Origin of the sequence: Mesobacillus subterraneus, from assembly GCF_000934845.1 — a bacterium.
GTDB classification, from domain to species: Bacteria; Bacillota; Bacilli; order Bacillales; family Cytobacillaceae; genus Mesobacillus; species Mesobacillus stamsii.
Window position 1 is genome coordinate 1 of record NZ_JXIQ01000199.1, and the last position, 13,726, is coordinate 13,726.

Consider the following 13,726-nt stretch of genomic DNA (forward strand, 5'->3'; position numbering starts at 1 on the left):
AATTTTTACTCCTCAAAGCTGTCCTACTCCCATAAGGCTTTCTAGTATTCCCCCCTTTTAGATGGAAACCAGTTTTGGTGTCCATCTCTTTTTTTGTTTCTGGACATTTTTTTGTGTGAAGTTGGGAATCACGGGGAAAATAAATGACATACCTACCAACATTGTAATCATGTCAGGAGTGAAAACCGATGGAATACGCCAGAAATAAAACGATAAGAGGGATCGATTTGTATTATGAGCATTACCAAAACTTTGACGCAAAGGAAACGCTTGTACTGCTTCATGGTTTCCTCTCTTCCTCCTTCAGCTTCCGGCATTTAATTCCGTTGTTGAAAGAGGATTATAACGTAATTTCGATTGATCTTCCCCCTTTTGGAAAAAGCGGCAAGCTGTCCAATTTCCGCTATTCCTATAAGAACCTTGCCGCGACAGTTGTGGAACTAATGAAATCGCTTGGAATCCGTGAGTTCCAAATCGTTGGCCACTCGATGGGCGGACAAATCGCCATGAATATTCTGCTGCATCATTCAGATTATGCGAAAAGGGGCATCCTTCTTTGCAGCTCCGGCTATTTAAAGAAGGCAAGCCTGCCAATGGTTCTGTCCAGTTATATTCCCTTTTTTCACCGGTATGTAAAATTCCATCTTGCCCGATCAGGTGTGAAGCAAAACCTTCAAAATGTTGTCTATGACCATTCCATGATCAATGACGAAATGCTGTATGGTTATCTATCCCCTTTTCTTGAAGATGATATTTTCAAAGCATTAACGATGATGATCCGCCATCGTGAAGGGGATCTCTCAACAGAAGAAATAAGGAAAATCAATGCTCCATGCCTGCTCATCTGGGGGGAACATGATAAAGTGGTACCTGTTCGGATTGGCAGGAAGTTAAACAAGGACCTGAAGCATTCCGAGCTCGTCATCTTAAAAGAAACCGGCCACCTTGTCCCCGAGGAACGGCCAGAGGATGTACACCATCTTATCAATCAATTTATCCAGGCAGAAAAAACAGCGGAAGCAACAGCACACGGCAGCCATTAAAGACTGCCGTTCAGGTCTTATGGTTCTTCTATCTTCATTCTTTCAAAATTCTACTAATTTTAGCTTAATTCTTCCGATTCCAAATTAATCACCTGATTATTTTTAAAAAATAACTTATCATAAGGTGTAGAACTAAAAAAATTTTTAGGAAGAGGCGGTGCGTACATATGGAAAATATGGAAAATAGTATTTTTGACAAGGTAGTCGATCGGAATCAAACCTATTCAATAAAATGGGATGCTCTCGATAAAGTGTTTGGAAGAGAGGACATCTTGCCGATGTGGGTGGCGGATATGGACTTCCTTCCTCCGAAGGCAGTACTCGATGCATTGAAAGAAAGAATCGATCACGGCATTTTCGGCTATACGTTTGTCCCAATGTCTGTGACAGAGGCTATTCAGGACTGGATGAAACAGCGGCACGACTGTGAATTTAAGAAATCATCCATCCTTTTCAGTGAAGGAGTTGTCCCGTCGATCAGCACGGCGATCCGCGCATTTACAGAAAAGGGTGATAAGGTGCTCATTCACTCCCCTGTGTACACACCCTTTTTCAACATGGTGAAAAAGAATGACCGCACGCTGGTTACTTCTAATTTACTAATTGAAAACGGACGCTACGAACTTAATTTTGCCGACTTGGAAGCCAAGCTGCAGGATGATGTGAAACTTTTCATTCTCTGCAATCCCCATAACCCTGGGGGAAGAGTATGGACGAAGGATGAATTGGAGAAAATCGGCGACCTGTGCGTAAAGTATAATGTGCTGATTCTTTCCGATGAAATTCATTCAGACTTGGTGTTCAAACCAAATGTCCATATTCCCATCGCTTCTATTAAAGAAGAATTCAAGAAGATTACGGCCACATTCATCGCGCCAAGCAAAACCTTCAATCTTGCCGGGCTTCAGGCATCTGCAGCACTGATCCCGAACAAAGAGCTGAAGGCTAAATTCAAGGCAGTCCAGGACCAGCAAGGCTTTTTCACATTGAACACTTTTGCGATTGCCGGAATGGAAGCGGCCTACCTTAACGGAGCGGAATGGCTTGAGCAGCTGCTTGCCTACCTCGATGAAAATATGAATATCACAACGAACTTTATTGCTGAACACCTACCAGCACTCAAACCAATGAAGGCTGATGCCACCTACCTTCTTTGGATCGATTGCCGTGGCCTAGGTTTAAGCGACGAGGAAATCCAGAAACAGCTTTTGGAAAAAGGAAAACTGGGGCTGGAACCAGGAACGAAATATGGCGAAGGCGGTGAAGGCTTCGTTCGGATGAATCTTGCCTGCCCGCGGGAAACTTTAAATGATGGGCTTCAAAGATTGAAAAAAGCTTTTAGCTAGACTTTTATAAAAAAATGGAGCCTCCCTTACGGGTCGGCTCCATTTTCAAGCTGTCACTTCAAGTGCTTCATAATATGGTTCAAGGGAAGAATCGATAATGATGTCCATGAAAGAATGCAGATGCTGTGGAATCAGTGTTCTCGCGAAATCCCAGGCATTCATCTCAATCTGAAGGGCGATTCCCTTCTTCGTAGCTTCATTGGCGGTTCCATCCATTCGCTGAATCAAATCGCGAAGCTCGCGATCTTCAGCATGCCCAATCTCATGTGCGAAAACAACGGCAAGGTAATTTCCAAACTGTTCCGTTGAGGAAAACAACTGCAAGCATTGCGCCTTAATCTCTTCCCTATATAAAGTAATAATATGATTGTCAACATTATATTTCCCGCCCGCAAACCGATCTCCCGGAAAAAAATCTTCTAGGACAACTTGCACACTGCTGCCGGATTGGACTAGAATACGCTCAATTATCTGTTCTATCAATAAGTTCTCCAATATAAACCCCTACTCTAGATTTTTAGAATACCCGTATTATAACGTTTTCTTAAAATAAGGAAAAGATACTATATACCCTATTTTTTTAAAACAAAAGAACAGCTATATGTCAGCTGTTCTCGTTCGTATCGTTCATTCGCTTCATGATTTCCAGCTCTTGTTCTTTTGCTTTCTGAGCTTCTTTTTTGGATACTTTAATGATGAATCGCATCGTCAGGATCGCCCCGATTAGGAAAACGAGGGAAGTGATGACGGCGGGGATATATTCTGTCTTATCTTCCGGAAAATACAAAAATAACGAGAGGACAAACCACTTGCTCATTCTCATCTTCCTTTCATCCATACAAATTCATTATAGCAGGGTTAGGAGTCACTTCCAACCGCAAACAACATCCATATCACGACTCCTTTAGCGACTTTACACGAACATCTTGGATTTTGCTATAATAAAAGAAAACCGAGAGGAGAATCTCTATGGCTGAATTACAAATTGGCGATCACGTCACCGCCATTTATAAAACTGGAAAGTATATAGGGGAGATCACCGAGCGTCGCCCGCAGCATTATCTTGTTCGAGTCCTCGCTGTCGCAAAACACCCAATGCAGGGCGACCTTCACCATCCTAAGGATGCCGAGGTAGGTTTTTTCCATGAAAGGAAGGCGCTTTCCTTCCGCGAACAAGCGAACATTCCGGAAAAAATGGTCAAGCCCTTTGAAGGGGAAATTCCGGATTACCTTGAGTCATTAAAGGAAGCAATAAGCAAGCTTCGTTCAGAACTCGAAGGCGATGATTCCCCGTGGGCACAGCAAAGTCTAAGAAATCTAGATTCACTTGAAAAGGATTACCTTAAAAGCAAGTGAAAATGCCAAAAAGCCAGATTGTTCCTTCCAATCTGGCTTTTTAAGCGAATTTATTTAGCAGATTGGAAAAATCAACCATATCCCCGATCGTTGCTGGTTCAGGCTTCTGCAGATATTGTTTGTCTTTCTCAACGAGCTTATAAATATGGTATGTCGTCAGCGCGTCATCAAGAGCGCGGTGATGCTTCCCGGTCCCTTCTCGACCATATTCTTGCACGGCCTTCCAAAGACCTGTCTGGTTCTGGTCGCCAAAAAAGCGCTTATACTCCATCGAAAGATCGATTTGTTTTCCCGGCAATGGAAACTCGACTGAAGCCTGCTGACAGTTTTGCGATAACACCTTCATGTCCATATTTCCCCAGGTCACAACATGGCAATGCCTGTTCCCGCCAAGTCTCTTAAGCTTTTCCACTAAATCATTGAACGCGATTCCCGAGTTTACCTGCTCCTGGGAAATATTCAGGAATGACCGGCATCGTTCCGTCAATTTTGGAAATCGGATTGGTTTTACATAAGATGAAAACTGCTCGACCACCTGGTTATTCTCAACCAGGACGACCCCAGCTTCAATGATTTCCTGATAAAATCCCCGTTTCTTGCTGTTACGGTCAGGCATCGTGAATTCAAAATCAATAAATAATATGGTCCTTTCTTTTTCGCTCATGCTTCCCCAACTTTCTGAAAAGCGATTCATATGTAACCCGTATATGCTTTTCGCTGCATTATTTTTTTTATTATAGCACGTTTTTTAACAAATTTTTTAATTTTCTGCAATTTTCACAATTCGTCAGGATTTTTCTCTTGAAATTCAGAAAACTTTCATTTTTTAAAGCGCTTGACATGCATCCTGAACCTGTTTACGATATACTTTTTACAGTGCGTTATCGCATATGTTTGATTAAATAACAAAAATTAGCTAATGTTACACTACATAAGGAGGTATGATCATTTGTCTTTTCTACACCTTGCTGTTTTATCACCACTCTTACTCGCTATCATCATTCCATTTATACATACCTATTTCAAGAATATCCATACAGGTTGGTTCCTGTTGCCGCTGCCGGCCGTGCTGTTTGTCTACTTTCTGAAATTCATCGGCACGACTGGCAGTGGCGGCACGGTTATGGAAACAATGCCTTGGATTTCTTCGCTTGGGATTGATTTCACATTAAAAGTGGACGGATTAGGGCTGTTATTTGCCTTGCTGATCACTGGAATCGGCGCTCTCGTGGTGCTCTATTCGATTTATTACTTAAATCCGAACAAGGAAAAGCTGAACACATTCTATGTATTCTTGCTTTTATTCATGGGTGCCATGCTTGGGGTCGTTTTGTCAGACAACCTCATTGTACTCTATGCCTTCTGGGAATTGACAAGCTTTTCTTCTTTCCTGTTGATCGGGTTCTGGAATCAACGTGAACGCTCCCGTTACGGTGCGCAAAAATCCATGCTGATTACTGTTTTCGGAGGATTAGCGATGCTCGGGGGCATCCTGATGCTTTCAATCATCACCGGGACCTTCAGCATTTCGGAAACGATTCAAATGTCCAGTCAAGTCAAGAACCACCCATTGTTCACAATGACGCTGATTTTATTTTTGCTCGGTGCATTTACAAAATCTGCGCAATTCCCATTTCACATCTGGCTTCCTGATGCCATGGAGGCTCCTACTCCTGTCAGTGCATATTTGCATTCGGCTACGATGGTTAAGGCCGGCATCTATCTTGTAGCTCGCATGACTCCTGTCTTTGCCGATTCGGCTACATGGGTGTGGCTCGTTACCGGTGCTGGTGTGATTACACTGTTTTGGGGATCTTTTTCTGCGGTAAAACAGACCGATTTAAAAGCCATTCTCGCATTCTCCACTGTCAGCCAGCTAGGGATGATCATGTCGCTTCTTGGTGCTGGAGCTGCTGCACTTCATTATGGTACGATTAATGATGGCTATTATCTCGTTGCTGTTACGGCTGCTGTCTTCCATCTGATTAACCACGCCACGTTCAAAGGAAGTTTGTTCATGGTAACTGGGATTATCGACCATGAAACAGGGACAAGGGATATTCGCAAGCTTGGCGGTTTGATGAACTTCATGCCAATCACGTTCACGCTTGCGATCATTGGAACATTTTCAATGGCCGGGATTCCTCCGTTCAACGGTTTCCTAAGTAAAGAAATGTTTTTCACAGGCATGCTCCGATTGGCAGAAATGGATAGTTTCCATATGGATACATGGGGGCTTCTGTTCCCAATCATCGCCTGGACAGCGAGTGTATTCACTTTTATTTACAGCATGATGTATGTATTTAAGACTTTTACGGGCAAGCACCATCCTGAAAAGTTAAAAAAGAAACCGCATGAAGCGCCAATCGGCATGTTGATTTCTCCGATTATCCTTGCATCACTCGTCATTCTATTCGGTATTTTTCCGAATCTATTGTCCGATACCATCCTATCGCCAGCAATGGAAGCAATCATGCCGTCATTGCTTGAAAACGGAGATGGATTCAACGTTCATATTTCGTTCTGGCACGGACCAACATTGGAATTATTGATGACGTTTGCTGTTATCACGATTGGGATTGTGCTCTATAAGTTTCTGCCAAAATGGGCAGGTATTTATCGGCTTTTTCCGGATCGACTGGCCTTGAATCACTTGTACGATCGAGGTCTCAAAGCAATCCATCTTGTCGCGAAAAAGATCACAAAGTCTTATATGACAGGGTTTATCCGGTCCTATTTAGTGTATATTTTCTCTTTTTTTATTCTGATCCTGACCTTTACCCTTTTGTATAAAAATGCTTTTGCATTTGATGTAAGCAATACCGCACCTGTCCATATAATGGAAATCGTCCTAATGCTGATCATTGCTGTCTCATCCATTACGATCTTATTTGCCAAATCAAGGTTGACTTCGATCATCCTGCTCGGTGCCGTCGGCTATACGGTCGCGCTTTTCTTCGTCATTTTCCGGGCGCCGGACCTTGCACTGACACAGCTTGTGATCGAAACGGTTTCTGTAGCGCTGTTCCTGCTGGCATTTTACCACCTGCCTAAAATCAGACCAGAGGAACGCATCCGTTTCAAGGCTGCTAACGCGTTGATATCGATCGGCGTAGGTGCAGTCGTTACGATGATTGCCCTATCTGCCCACAGCAATAAAATGTTTCGCTCTATTTCGGAGTTTTATGTGGAAAACACTTATAAGAAAGCGGGCGGCGAAAATATGGTGAACGTCATTCTCGTTGATTTCCGCGGCTTTGATACTATGTTTGAAATAACCGTCCTTGGCATCGCAGCCCTTGGCATTTTCGCGATGATCAAGCTTCGGCTGACAAGGGGGAAAGACTTGGATGAAAACAAATGATATCATCCTCCAAACTGTTACAAAGTTCACCCTGTTTGTCATTATCCTTTTTTCCATTCATCTATTTTTTGCTGGCCACTACCATCCAGGTGGCGGTTTCATTGGCGGACTAATGACTTCCGGTGCCATTGTCCTGCTGCTGCTTGCATTTGATATCAAGACAGTCAAAACCATTTTGCCAGTTGATTATATTAAATTGGTAGCAATCGGGCTGCTTTTCGCAATTGGAACCGGTACAGGGGCATTATTTTTTGATTTGCCGTTCCTGACCCATGCGTTTACTTATGTCGACTTGCCGCTTTTGGGGAAAACCTCTTTGCATACTGCGGTATTATTTGATACAGGCGTCTTCCTTGTCGTCATTGGCGTAACAATGACCATTATTCAAACGATTGGAGAGAGCGAATAATGGAAATCTTAATGGCTTTTCTAATTGGAATTTTGTTTATGGCAGCCACATACCTTATGCTTTCAAAAAGCTTGCTCAGGATCATTATCGGTACAGGATTGTTGAGTCATGGCGCCCATCTCTTGATTTTAACGATGGGTGGCCTGAAAAGGGGTGCACCGCCACTTCTGGGAGAACATGCCGCAACCTATGTGGACCCGCTGCCACAGGCGTTGATTCTGACTGCGATCGTCATCAGCTTTGGGGTCACCTCCTTTTTCCTTGTACTCGCCTACAGAGCGTATCAGGAACTTGGAACCGATAATATGGATCGTTTGAGAGGAAAGGAAGGACATGAATAATCTCATTATTTTCCCTATCTTGATTCCTCTGATTACAGGGGTTGTACTTATCTTTTTCGCAAAAAATATCATGGTGCAGCGCTGGATTTCAGCGATTAGCGCTCTGATCGTAATCATTGTTTCCTTCATGCAAGCCAACCTAGTTTATCATGATGGAATTCAAACAATGGATGTCAGCAATTGGGAAGCACCGTACGGGATTACACTCGTATCGGACATGCTTTCCTCTCTGCTCGTTCTGACGACAAGTATCATTGCCTTTGCCGCTTTGATTTACTCTTTTCAATCAATAGGAGAAGCCCGAGAAAAATTTTACTATTATCCTGTCGTCCACTTCCTGATTGTTGGAGTGAACGGTGCCTTTACGACTGGTGATATTTTTAACTTATTTGTCTTTTTCGAAGTCATGCTTATGTCTTCCTATGTGCTGCTTGTACTTGGCGGTACGAAAATTCAGCTGCGTGAATCGATTAAATACATACTTGTTAACGTCATTTCATCAGCATTGTTCGTCATCGCAGTCGCTTATTTGTACTCAGTGGTAGGGACATTGAATATGGCACATATCTCGGTGAGACTAAGTGAGGCTGGAAACACAGGGATTATTACGGTGCTTGCGGTTTTATTCCTGATTGTCTTCGGTTTAAAGGGAGCGATCTTCCCGCTTTATTTCTGGCTTCCCGGGTCGTATTATGCTCCGCCCGCCCCGGTTATGGCATTGTTCGGTGCCCTGCTGACAAAAGTGGGCGTTTACTCGATCACGAGAACTTTCACCTTGTTCTTTTACCATGATGTGGGTTATACGCATCAATTGCTTCAGATCTTGGCTATCTTGACGATTATCTCCGGAGTGATCGGTGCCCTAGCTTTTACAGACATAAAAAAAATCGTCATCTATAACATCATCGTCGCTGTCGGGGTTATCTTATTCGGTGTCTCTGTCCTGACGCCTGAATCTCTGACTGGTGCAGTGTTTTACCTGATCCACGACATGAATATTAAAGCGGCTCTGTTTCTGTTAATTGGGATTATCATTGCCATTACAGGAACGAGTGACTTGAATAAAATAAGCGGTCTGATCAATCGCTATCCTGGCTTAGGATGGACCTTCTTTATCGCGGGACTTGCCCTTGCCGGCATACCACCGCTCAGCGGTTTCGCAGGGAAAATGATGATCGTCCGTGCAGGATTTGAGACTGAAAACTATATTGGTGCGTTTGTTGTCCTAATGTCCAGTCTGCTGGTTCTGTATTCCATCATGAGAATTTTCATCGGGGGATTTTGGGGAACTCCAAGGGCTTATAAAAATGAGGATAAAGCACCAGTCAAATGGTTGCTGATTGCCCCTGCTGTCCTGACGGCGTTCGCTGTTTTGTACGGTTTAGGTACGGAAGCTGTCTATCCGGTTATCTCTGCGGCTGCAGAAACGCTTGCCAATCCGGAAATCTACATCCATGCTGTTTTAAAGGAGTGATGAGCCAATGGCATTTCAAATTTTGCTGAATTTTATTTTAGCCTTTGTCTGGATGTTCCTAAAGACATCCTACTCCCCGGCCTCGTTTTTTGTCGGGTACTTCTTTGGCCTGCTCATCATTTATATTTTCCGCCGCTTCTTCACTAGCCGTTTTTACTTGTTACGGGTAGTCGCGTTGGTGAATTTGTTTTTTATTTTTATCAGGGAATTGATTCTATCAAATATCGAAGTGCTAAAGGCAGTTTTAAGCCCAAAGCTGAATATCAAGCCCGGAATCTTCGCCTTCCCGACAGAATTGAAGCAGGACTGGGAGATTACCGTGCTCGCAAACCTGATTACTTTGACTCCTGGAACCCTTGTCGTCGATATTTCGGACGATAACAAAATCCTGTATGTCCACGCTATGGACATTCGTGATGCGGACGAATCCATCCTCAGCATCAAAAATACGTTTGAAAAAGCAATCATGGAGGTGAGTCGCTAATGTTTGATACGGTTTTATGGATTTCCGTTACCTTTCTATCATTAGCAATGATTGGATTGATTTACCGTGTAATCAAAGGGCCGACAGTCGCAGACCGAGTAGTGGCCCTTGATGCAATCGGCATCAGCCTCGTTTCCGTGGTGGCGTTAGTATCAATCCTTTTAGATACCAACGCCTTTCTCGATATCATCCTTCTGATCGGGATTCTTGCATTCATTGGTACAGTCGCCTTTTCAAAGTTTCTCGAGAAAGGGGTAATCATGGAATATGACAGAAATGGAGATCGTTAAGTTTTTTGCAGGATTATTGATCCTGATTGGAGCATTCCTCAGCCTGGTAACCGCATTCGGCCTGATCAGGCTTCCGGATGTCTACACACGGAACCACGCTGCATCGAAAAGCGCCACTTTAGGCGTCATGCTCGTTTTGCTTGGCACCTTCTTTTACTTTTGGCTCATTAAGCACCACTTCAATTCGCGGTTGCTTCTTGGGATTGGCTTTATCTTCCTCACTTCACCTGTTGCAGGACATTTGATTTCAAGAGCCGCCTATAACAGCGGAGTTAAGCTGTCAGACCGTACCGTTCAGGATGACCTTGCAAAAGCCCGAATAAAACAAAAAACGGAAGAATCTAGATAGAAAAAGCAAAACAAACAAAGCGATCAAGTATGATCGCTTTGTTTGTTCGTCGAAATTCTAAAAACTTTTGCGTTTTAATACTGCAATGGTGCATCTTGATAGGCAAATAAGTTTGCCGTCTTCGTCTGTTATTTTTATATCCCATACCATTGTCGTTTTCCCCTGATGAAGGACGGTTCCTACCGCTGTAACCACACCATCCCTTTTTGCTCGGATGTGGTTGGCGTTAATTTCAAGGCCGACTACGACTTCCTTTTCCTGGTCGACCAACTCAAATGCTCCGATGCTGGCAACCGTTTCTGCAAGCGCAACGGAGGCACCTCCGTGCAGCAGACCATGCGGCTGCCTCGTCCTGTCATCGACCGGCATTGTTGCAACTACCTTTCCTTTTTGCAGTTCTGTTACTTTTATTCCTAATGAGTCCAGCAAAGTTTGATTCAACTCTATCTCCCCTCCCTTTTTAAACTGCTCACTCCACTTCAGAGGCTGAGCTCTTCCATTTTTTCTTTTTCACCTTCACAATGATAATTAGCGAAGCGGCTGCAAGAACCGCCACCCACAGCCACATTTCATTACTGTATTTCATGATTAGTTCCATTTTATCACCAAATAAATAGCCTAGAACAAAAATGATCAATACCCATACAAAAGCGCCGCTATAGGCAAAGATGGCAAATTTCCGGAATGAAAGCCGGCTGATGCCATAAAGCAATGGTACAAAATAGCGGGCACCGGGAACAAAACAGCTAAGCGACAAGGAAAACATATGGTACTTATCCATTAACCTTATGGCAGATTTTACCGACTTTGCTAATCGCTTTTTCCGATATATTAACGACAATAGTCTTCGGCCGATCAACCTTCCTAGCAGGTAGCTTAAGGTGAAAGCTGCTGCTATTCCTAAATAGGTAACTAAGAAGGCAGGAACGGGAGTTAACGCACCCTGCGATGAAGCAAAACCAACTGTCATCAATATGACCTCATTGGGAATCGGAATAAACACTCCGCAACAAAGCCATAAAAACAATCCTAAATAGCCATTCTCGTCAATCATTTCCACGACCAAATCCAAATCCATGAGGTATCTCCTTTCCTGCACATTGGTCCGATTCTATTTTACAATAGAAATTAGTATGTATAACAATTCTTCGTTCCTCGTTAGGTATCCTCTTTTTCCTGTCATACTTATCGCACAAGAATGCCGCTGTCTTGCAACAGCGGCTGCTAATTTTCTATTTAATAAAACGGGTAACCGTATTCATATCCGTAACTGTATCCATAAGGCGGATATGGTGCATATCCGTAGCCGTAACCGCCAGGATAGAATAACGCGCTGCCTAACATCCCTCCAAGCAATCCGCCAACAAACGGACCTCCAAAACCAAAACCAAATGGACGACGTCGGCCAACATAAAACGGTCTTCTTCTCATCATTCAACCTACCTCCCTTTATTGTATGCCTATAGTACTTCATATGCATATCGAGGGGCAGTTGAATAGGCGACTGTCTATTGAACGAAAAAAAATGCCTAGTCCTGAGGGGGATGCGAGCTTTCCACATACTGCCTCGAGCTGCTCTGTTCTCTATTTATTTTCCATCTTCTTCTGTTTCAAATCGCTCAACCAGCAATGCAAGAGTTCGGGCCATGACACCGGTTGCCCCTGCAGGTCCTAGGTCATATTCTTTGCTGGTAGTGGCCGTTCCGGCAATATCGAGGTGCACCCATGGCGTCCCTTCAGCAAACTCACCGACAAACGCGCCACCCATGATAGCATGTCCTTCGGATCCTGGTGAATTATTCAAGTCGGCGATCTTGCTGCCCCTCACACGCTCTATGTCGCGCTCGAACAATGGCAGACGCCAGATTGGCTCTCCTGACTCATAGGAAGCCTCAAGTACTTGTTCGAAGAAGTCCTCGTTGTTCGTCAAAGCTCCCGATGTATGCAGTCCTAAAGCAGTAATCACTCCGCCTGTCAGAGTGGCTATATCCACAAGGTAATTTGCGCCGTGATGCTTTGCGTATGTCATAGCATCTGCAAGCACGAGACGGCCTTCTGCATCGGTATTCAGCACTTCAATCGTTTTTCCGCTCATTGACGTAATGACGTCGTCTGGCTTGAAAGCAGTACCGCTGATCATGTTGTCGGTAGACGGAATCACAGCCACAACATTGCGCTCAGGCTTTAGTTCGCCGATGATCTCCATAGCTCCTAGTACGGCCGCTGCACCGCCCATATCGGATTTCATGCCGACGATGCCAGCCTTGGTTTTGATCGAGTATCCTCCGGTGTCAAACGTAATGCCCTTGCCGACGAGCCCGATAACATCCTTCCACTCTTGCTTGCCCTGATACTTAAGGACAATCATTTTCGGCGGCTCTGCAGAACCCTGGTTGACCGCCAGCAATGCACCCATGCCGAGCTTCTCCATTTCTTCTTTTTCTAAAATTTCCGCTTCAAACTCATATGTTTCTGCCAGCCTTAGCGCATATTCCGCCATGTCCGTTGCTGTCAACAGATTCCCCGGTGTATTGACGAGCGTGCGTGCTGAGTTCGTTCCCTTGCCGAATACAAAGCCAACCTCAAGCGCTGCTTCCACATCGCCTTCTTCATCGCCACTGTACACAGTCAGATTTTCGATGCGCTTTTCCGGTTCATTCGATTTTTGCTTATAACCTGCGAATTCATATGTTGCCATTGGGAAAGCTTCCCCAAGTGCATGCGCCGCATCGTTCAGTTCAACACTATTACTTGTAAAAGAATTCAACATCACTGCTGCTTCTGTCCATTTTTCCTTCTTCGCTGTCTTGAACAGGCGGCCAAATGCGTCTCGCAACGTCTCAAAATTGAATTGTTTCTCATGCCCAAGTCCGACAACATATAGTTTCCTTGCACCAATTTTTCCGAAAGTATGTATTTTCGAAATCTCTTTTTTCTTGGTTGATATATCACCGCTTTTGATCAGCTCCGTCAATTGTCCGTCAAATAGCTTGTCTGCTTCCCCTATAACACCTTCAAGACTTGTTGGCTTATTAAAAAGACCAATCACAAGACAGTCATGGCGATTCGTAAAATCAAATTGATTGCTAACTGTAAACAAACCCTTCACCCCTTCATCATGATACTTTCATTATATCGAACCAGCATGGTTATTTCGACTTTCACAGTTATTTTTTTAGCCAGCGGTTATAAGGTCCCCTTTCAAATACCTTATGCGAGCAATTCCACCTCCATTTGGGCATCTCTCGGGCGGAATGATACCCTTATGCG

General features: G+C 44.0%; 16 protein-coding genes and 1 pseudogene. 10 read left to right on the forward strand and 7 right to left on the reverse strand.

The genetic code is table 11. The features are described from left to right. Nucleotides 1–188 precede the first annotated feature (188 nt). Together UB32_RS18605 and UB32_RS18610 are read left to right on the forward strand one after the other, a co-directional pair. Nucleotides 189–1,043, forward strand: a complete 855-nt coding sequence (locus UB32_RS18605; protein ID WP_044396625.1) for an alpha/beta fold hydrolase — start codon at nucleotides 189–191, stop codon at nucleotides 1,041–1,043. 176 nt (nucleotides 1,044–1,219) lie between these two features. Further along, the gene (locus tag UB32_RS18610; protein WP_044396644.1) at nucleotides 1,220–2,389 is read left to right on the forward strand and encodes a MalY/PatB family protein; all 1,170 of its coding nucleotides are present in this window, start codon (nucleotides 1,220–1,222) and stop codon (nucleotides 2,387–2,389) included. Between the two features lie 45 nt (nucleotides 2,390–2,434). Here the strand turns inward: UB32_RS18610 and UB32_RS18615 are convergent, their stop codons facing one another. Further along, entirely contained in the window at nucleotides 2,435–2,884 is a 450-nt protein-coding gene (locus UB32_RS18615; protein WP_044396626.1) for a hypothetical protein, read from the reverse strand. Between the two features lie 109 nt (nucleotides 2,885–2,993). Next, entirely contained in the window at nucleotides 2,994–3,206 is a 213-nt protein-coding gene (locus UB32_RS18620) for a hypothetical protein (protein ID WP_044396627.1), read from the reverse strand. Between the two features lie 152 nt (nucleotides 3,207–3,358). Between UB32_RS18620 and UB32_RS18625 the strand changes: the two genes are divergently transcribed. Further along, nucleotides 3,359–3,745, forward strand: a complete 387-nt coding sequence (locus UB32_RS18625) for a kinase-associated lipoprotein B (RefSeq protein ID WP_044396628.1) — start codon at nucleotides 3,359–3,361, stop codon at nucleotides 3,743–3,745. 40 nt (nucleotides 3,746–3,785) lie between these two features. On the opposite strand, the gene kapD is transcribed toward UB32_RS18625, so the two are convergent. After that, nucleotides 3,786–4,409, reverse strand: a complete 624-nt coding sequence (gene kapD, locus UB32_RS18630; protein WP_044396646.1) for a 3'-5' exonuclease KapD — start codon at nucleotides 4,407–4,409, stop codon at nucleotides 3,786–3,788. A gap of 285 nt (nucleotides 4,410–4,694) precedes the next feature. Here kapD and UB32_RS18635 point away from each other — a divergent pair, with 285 nt between their 5' ends. From UB32_RS18635 to mnhG, 7 genes are read left to right on the forward strand one after another with little or no spacing between them, the layout of a single operon-like run. Then, nucleotides 4,695–7,109: a Na+/H+ antiporter subunit A gene (locus tag UB32_RS18635; protein WP_044396629.1), complete on the forward strand. Its 2,415-nt coding sequence runs from the start codon at nucleotides 4,695–4,697 to the stop codon at nucleotides 7,107–7,109. Beyond that, a complete protein-coding gene (locus UB32_RS18640) occupies nucleotides 7,096–7,518 on the forward strand; it encodes a Na(+)/H(+) antiporter subunit B (RefSeq protein WP_044396630.1) in 423 nt (140 codons plus the stop codon). Before UB32_RS18635 ends, UB32_RS18640 begins: the two co-directional genes overlap by 14 nt. Further along, complete coding sequence (locus UB32_RS18645) at nucleotides 7,518–7,859, forward strand: Na(+)/H(+) antiporter subunit C (RefSeq protein ID WP_044396631.1); 342 nt, start codon at nucleotides 7,518–7,520, stop codon at nucleotides 7,857–7,859. Before UB32_RS18640 ends, UB32_RS18645 begins: the two co-directional genes overlap by 1 nt. Beyond that, nucleotides 7,852–9,333 carry a Na+/H+ antiporter subunit D gene (locus tag UB32_RS18650; RefSeq protein ID WP_044396632.1) on the forward strand — a complete coding sequence of 494 codons (1,482 nt, stop codon included), beginning with the start codon at nucleotides 7,852–7,854 and terminating at the stop codon, nucleotides 9,331–9,333. Before UB32_RS18645 ends, UB32_RS18650 begins: the two co-directional genes overlap by 8 nt. A 7-nt stretch (nucleotides 9,334–9,340) precedes the next feature. Continuing rightward, on the forward strand, nucleotides 9,341–9,817 hold the full coding sequence (locus tag UB32_RS18655) for a Na+/H+ antiporter subunit E (RefSeq protein ID WP_044396634.1): 477 nt from the start codon (nucleotides 9,341–9,343) through the stop codon (nucleotides 9,815–9,817). Next, nucleotides 9,817–10,107, forward strand: coding sequence for a Na(+)/H(+) antiporter subunit F1 (locus UB32_RS18660; protein WP_044396636.1), 291 nt, complete (start codon nucleotides 9,817–9,819; stop codon nucleotides 10,105–10,107). The genes UB32_RS18655 and UB32_RS18660 overlap by 1 nt, the downstream gene beginning before the upstream one ends. Then, nucleotides 10,085–10,456, forward strand: a complete 372-nt coding sequence (gene mnhG / locus UB32_RS18665) for a monovalent cation/H(+) antiporter subunit G (protein WP_084221912.1) — start codon at nucleotides 10,085–10,087, stop codon at nucleotides 10,454–10,456. Before UB32_RS18660 ends, mnhG begins: the two co-directional genes overlap by 23 nt. 57 nt (nucleotides 10,457–10,513) lie before the next feature. Here mnhG and UB32_RS18670 read toward each other — a convergent pair whose 3' ends face one another. The 4 genes and pseudogenes from UB32_RS18670 to UB32_RS18685 all read right to left on the reverse strand — a co-directional run bounded on the left by UB32_RS18670 (nucleotide 10,514) and on the right by UB32_RS18685 (nucleotide 13,556). Beyond that, nucleotides 10,514–10,903: a PaaI family thioesterase gene (locus UB32_RS18670; protein WP_044396638.1), complete on the reverse strand. Its 390-nt coding sequence runs from the start codon at nucleotides 10,901–10,903 to the stop codon at nucleotides 10,514–10,516. 22 nt (nucleotides 10,904–10,925) lie between these two features. Further along, nucleotides 10,926–11,534: a DedA family protein gene (locus UB32_RS18675; protein ID WP_044396640.1), complete on the reverse strand. Its 609-nt coding sequence runs from the start codon at nucleotides 11,532–11,534 to the stop codon at nucleotides 10,926–10,928. A gap of 158 nt (nucleotides 11,535–11,692) precedes the next feature. Then, nucleotides 11,693–11,878, reverse strand: a pseudogene (locus tag UB32_RS18680) (hypothetical protein); the annotation flags it as partial. 166 nt (nucleotides 11,879–12,044) lie between these two features. Next, nucleotides 12,045–13,556 carry a leucyl aminopeptidase gene (locus tag UB32_RS18685; RefSeq protein WP_044396642.1) on the reverse strand — a complete coding sequence of 504 codons (1,512 nt, stop codon included), beginning with the start codon at nucleotides 13,554–13,556 and terminating at the stop codon, nucleotides 12,045–12,047. Between the last annotated feature and the right edge of the window lie 170 nt (nucleotides 13,557–13,726).

Excerpts from the sequence above, each read along its gene's own strand:
- mnhG (WP_084221912.1), top strand. The coding sequence starts at position 10,085 with ATGACAGAAATGGAGATCGTTAAGTTTTTTGCAGGATTATTGATCCTG.
- UB32_RS18610 (WP_044396644.1), top strand. The coding sequence starts at position 1,220 with ATGGAAAATAGTATTTTTGACAAGGTAGTCGATCGGAATCAAACCTAT.
- UB32_RS18625 (WP_044396628.1), top strand. The coding sequence starts at position 3,359 with ATGGCTGAATTACAAATTGGCGATCACGTCACCGCCATTTATAAAACT.
- kapD (WP_044396646.1), bottom strand. The coding sequence starts at position 4,409 with ATGAGCGAAAAAGAAAGGACCATATTATTTATTGATTTTGAATTCACG.
- UB32_RS18660 (WP_044396636.1), top strand. The coding sequence starts at position 9,817 with ATGTTTGATACGGTTTTATGGATTTCCGTTACCTTTCTATCATTAGCA.
- UB32_RS18655 (WP_044396634.1), top strand. The coding sequence starts at position 9,341 with ATGGCATTTCAAATTTTGCTGAATTTTATTTTAGCCTTTGTCTGGATG.
- UB32_RS18620 (WP_044396627.1), bottom strand. The coding sequence starts at position 3,206 with ATGAGCAAGTGGTTTGTCCTCTCGTTATTTTTGTATTTTCCGGAAGAT.
- UB32_RS18645 (WP_044396631.1), top strand. The coding sequence starts at position 7,518 with ATGGAAATCTTAATGGCTTTTCTAATTGGAATTTTGTTTATGGCAGCC.
- UB32_RS18650 (WP_044396632.1), top strand. The coding sequence starts at position 7,852 with ATGAATAATCTCATTATTTTCCCTATCTTGATTCCTCTGATTACAGGG.
- UB32_RS18675 (WP_044396640.1), bottom strand. The coding sequence starts at position 11,534 with ATGGATTTGGATTTGGTCGTGGAAATGATTGACGAGAATGGCTATTTA.
- UB32_RS18605 (WP_044396625.1), top strand. The coding sequence starts at position 189 with ATGGAATACGCCAGAAATAAAACGATAAGAGGGATCGATTTGTATTAT.
- UB32_RS18640 (WP_044396630.1), top strand. The coding sequence starts at position 7,096 with ATGAAAACAAATGATATCATCCTCCAAACTGTTACAAAGTTCACCCTG.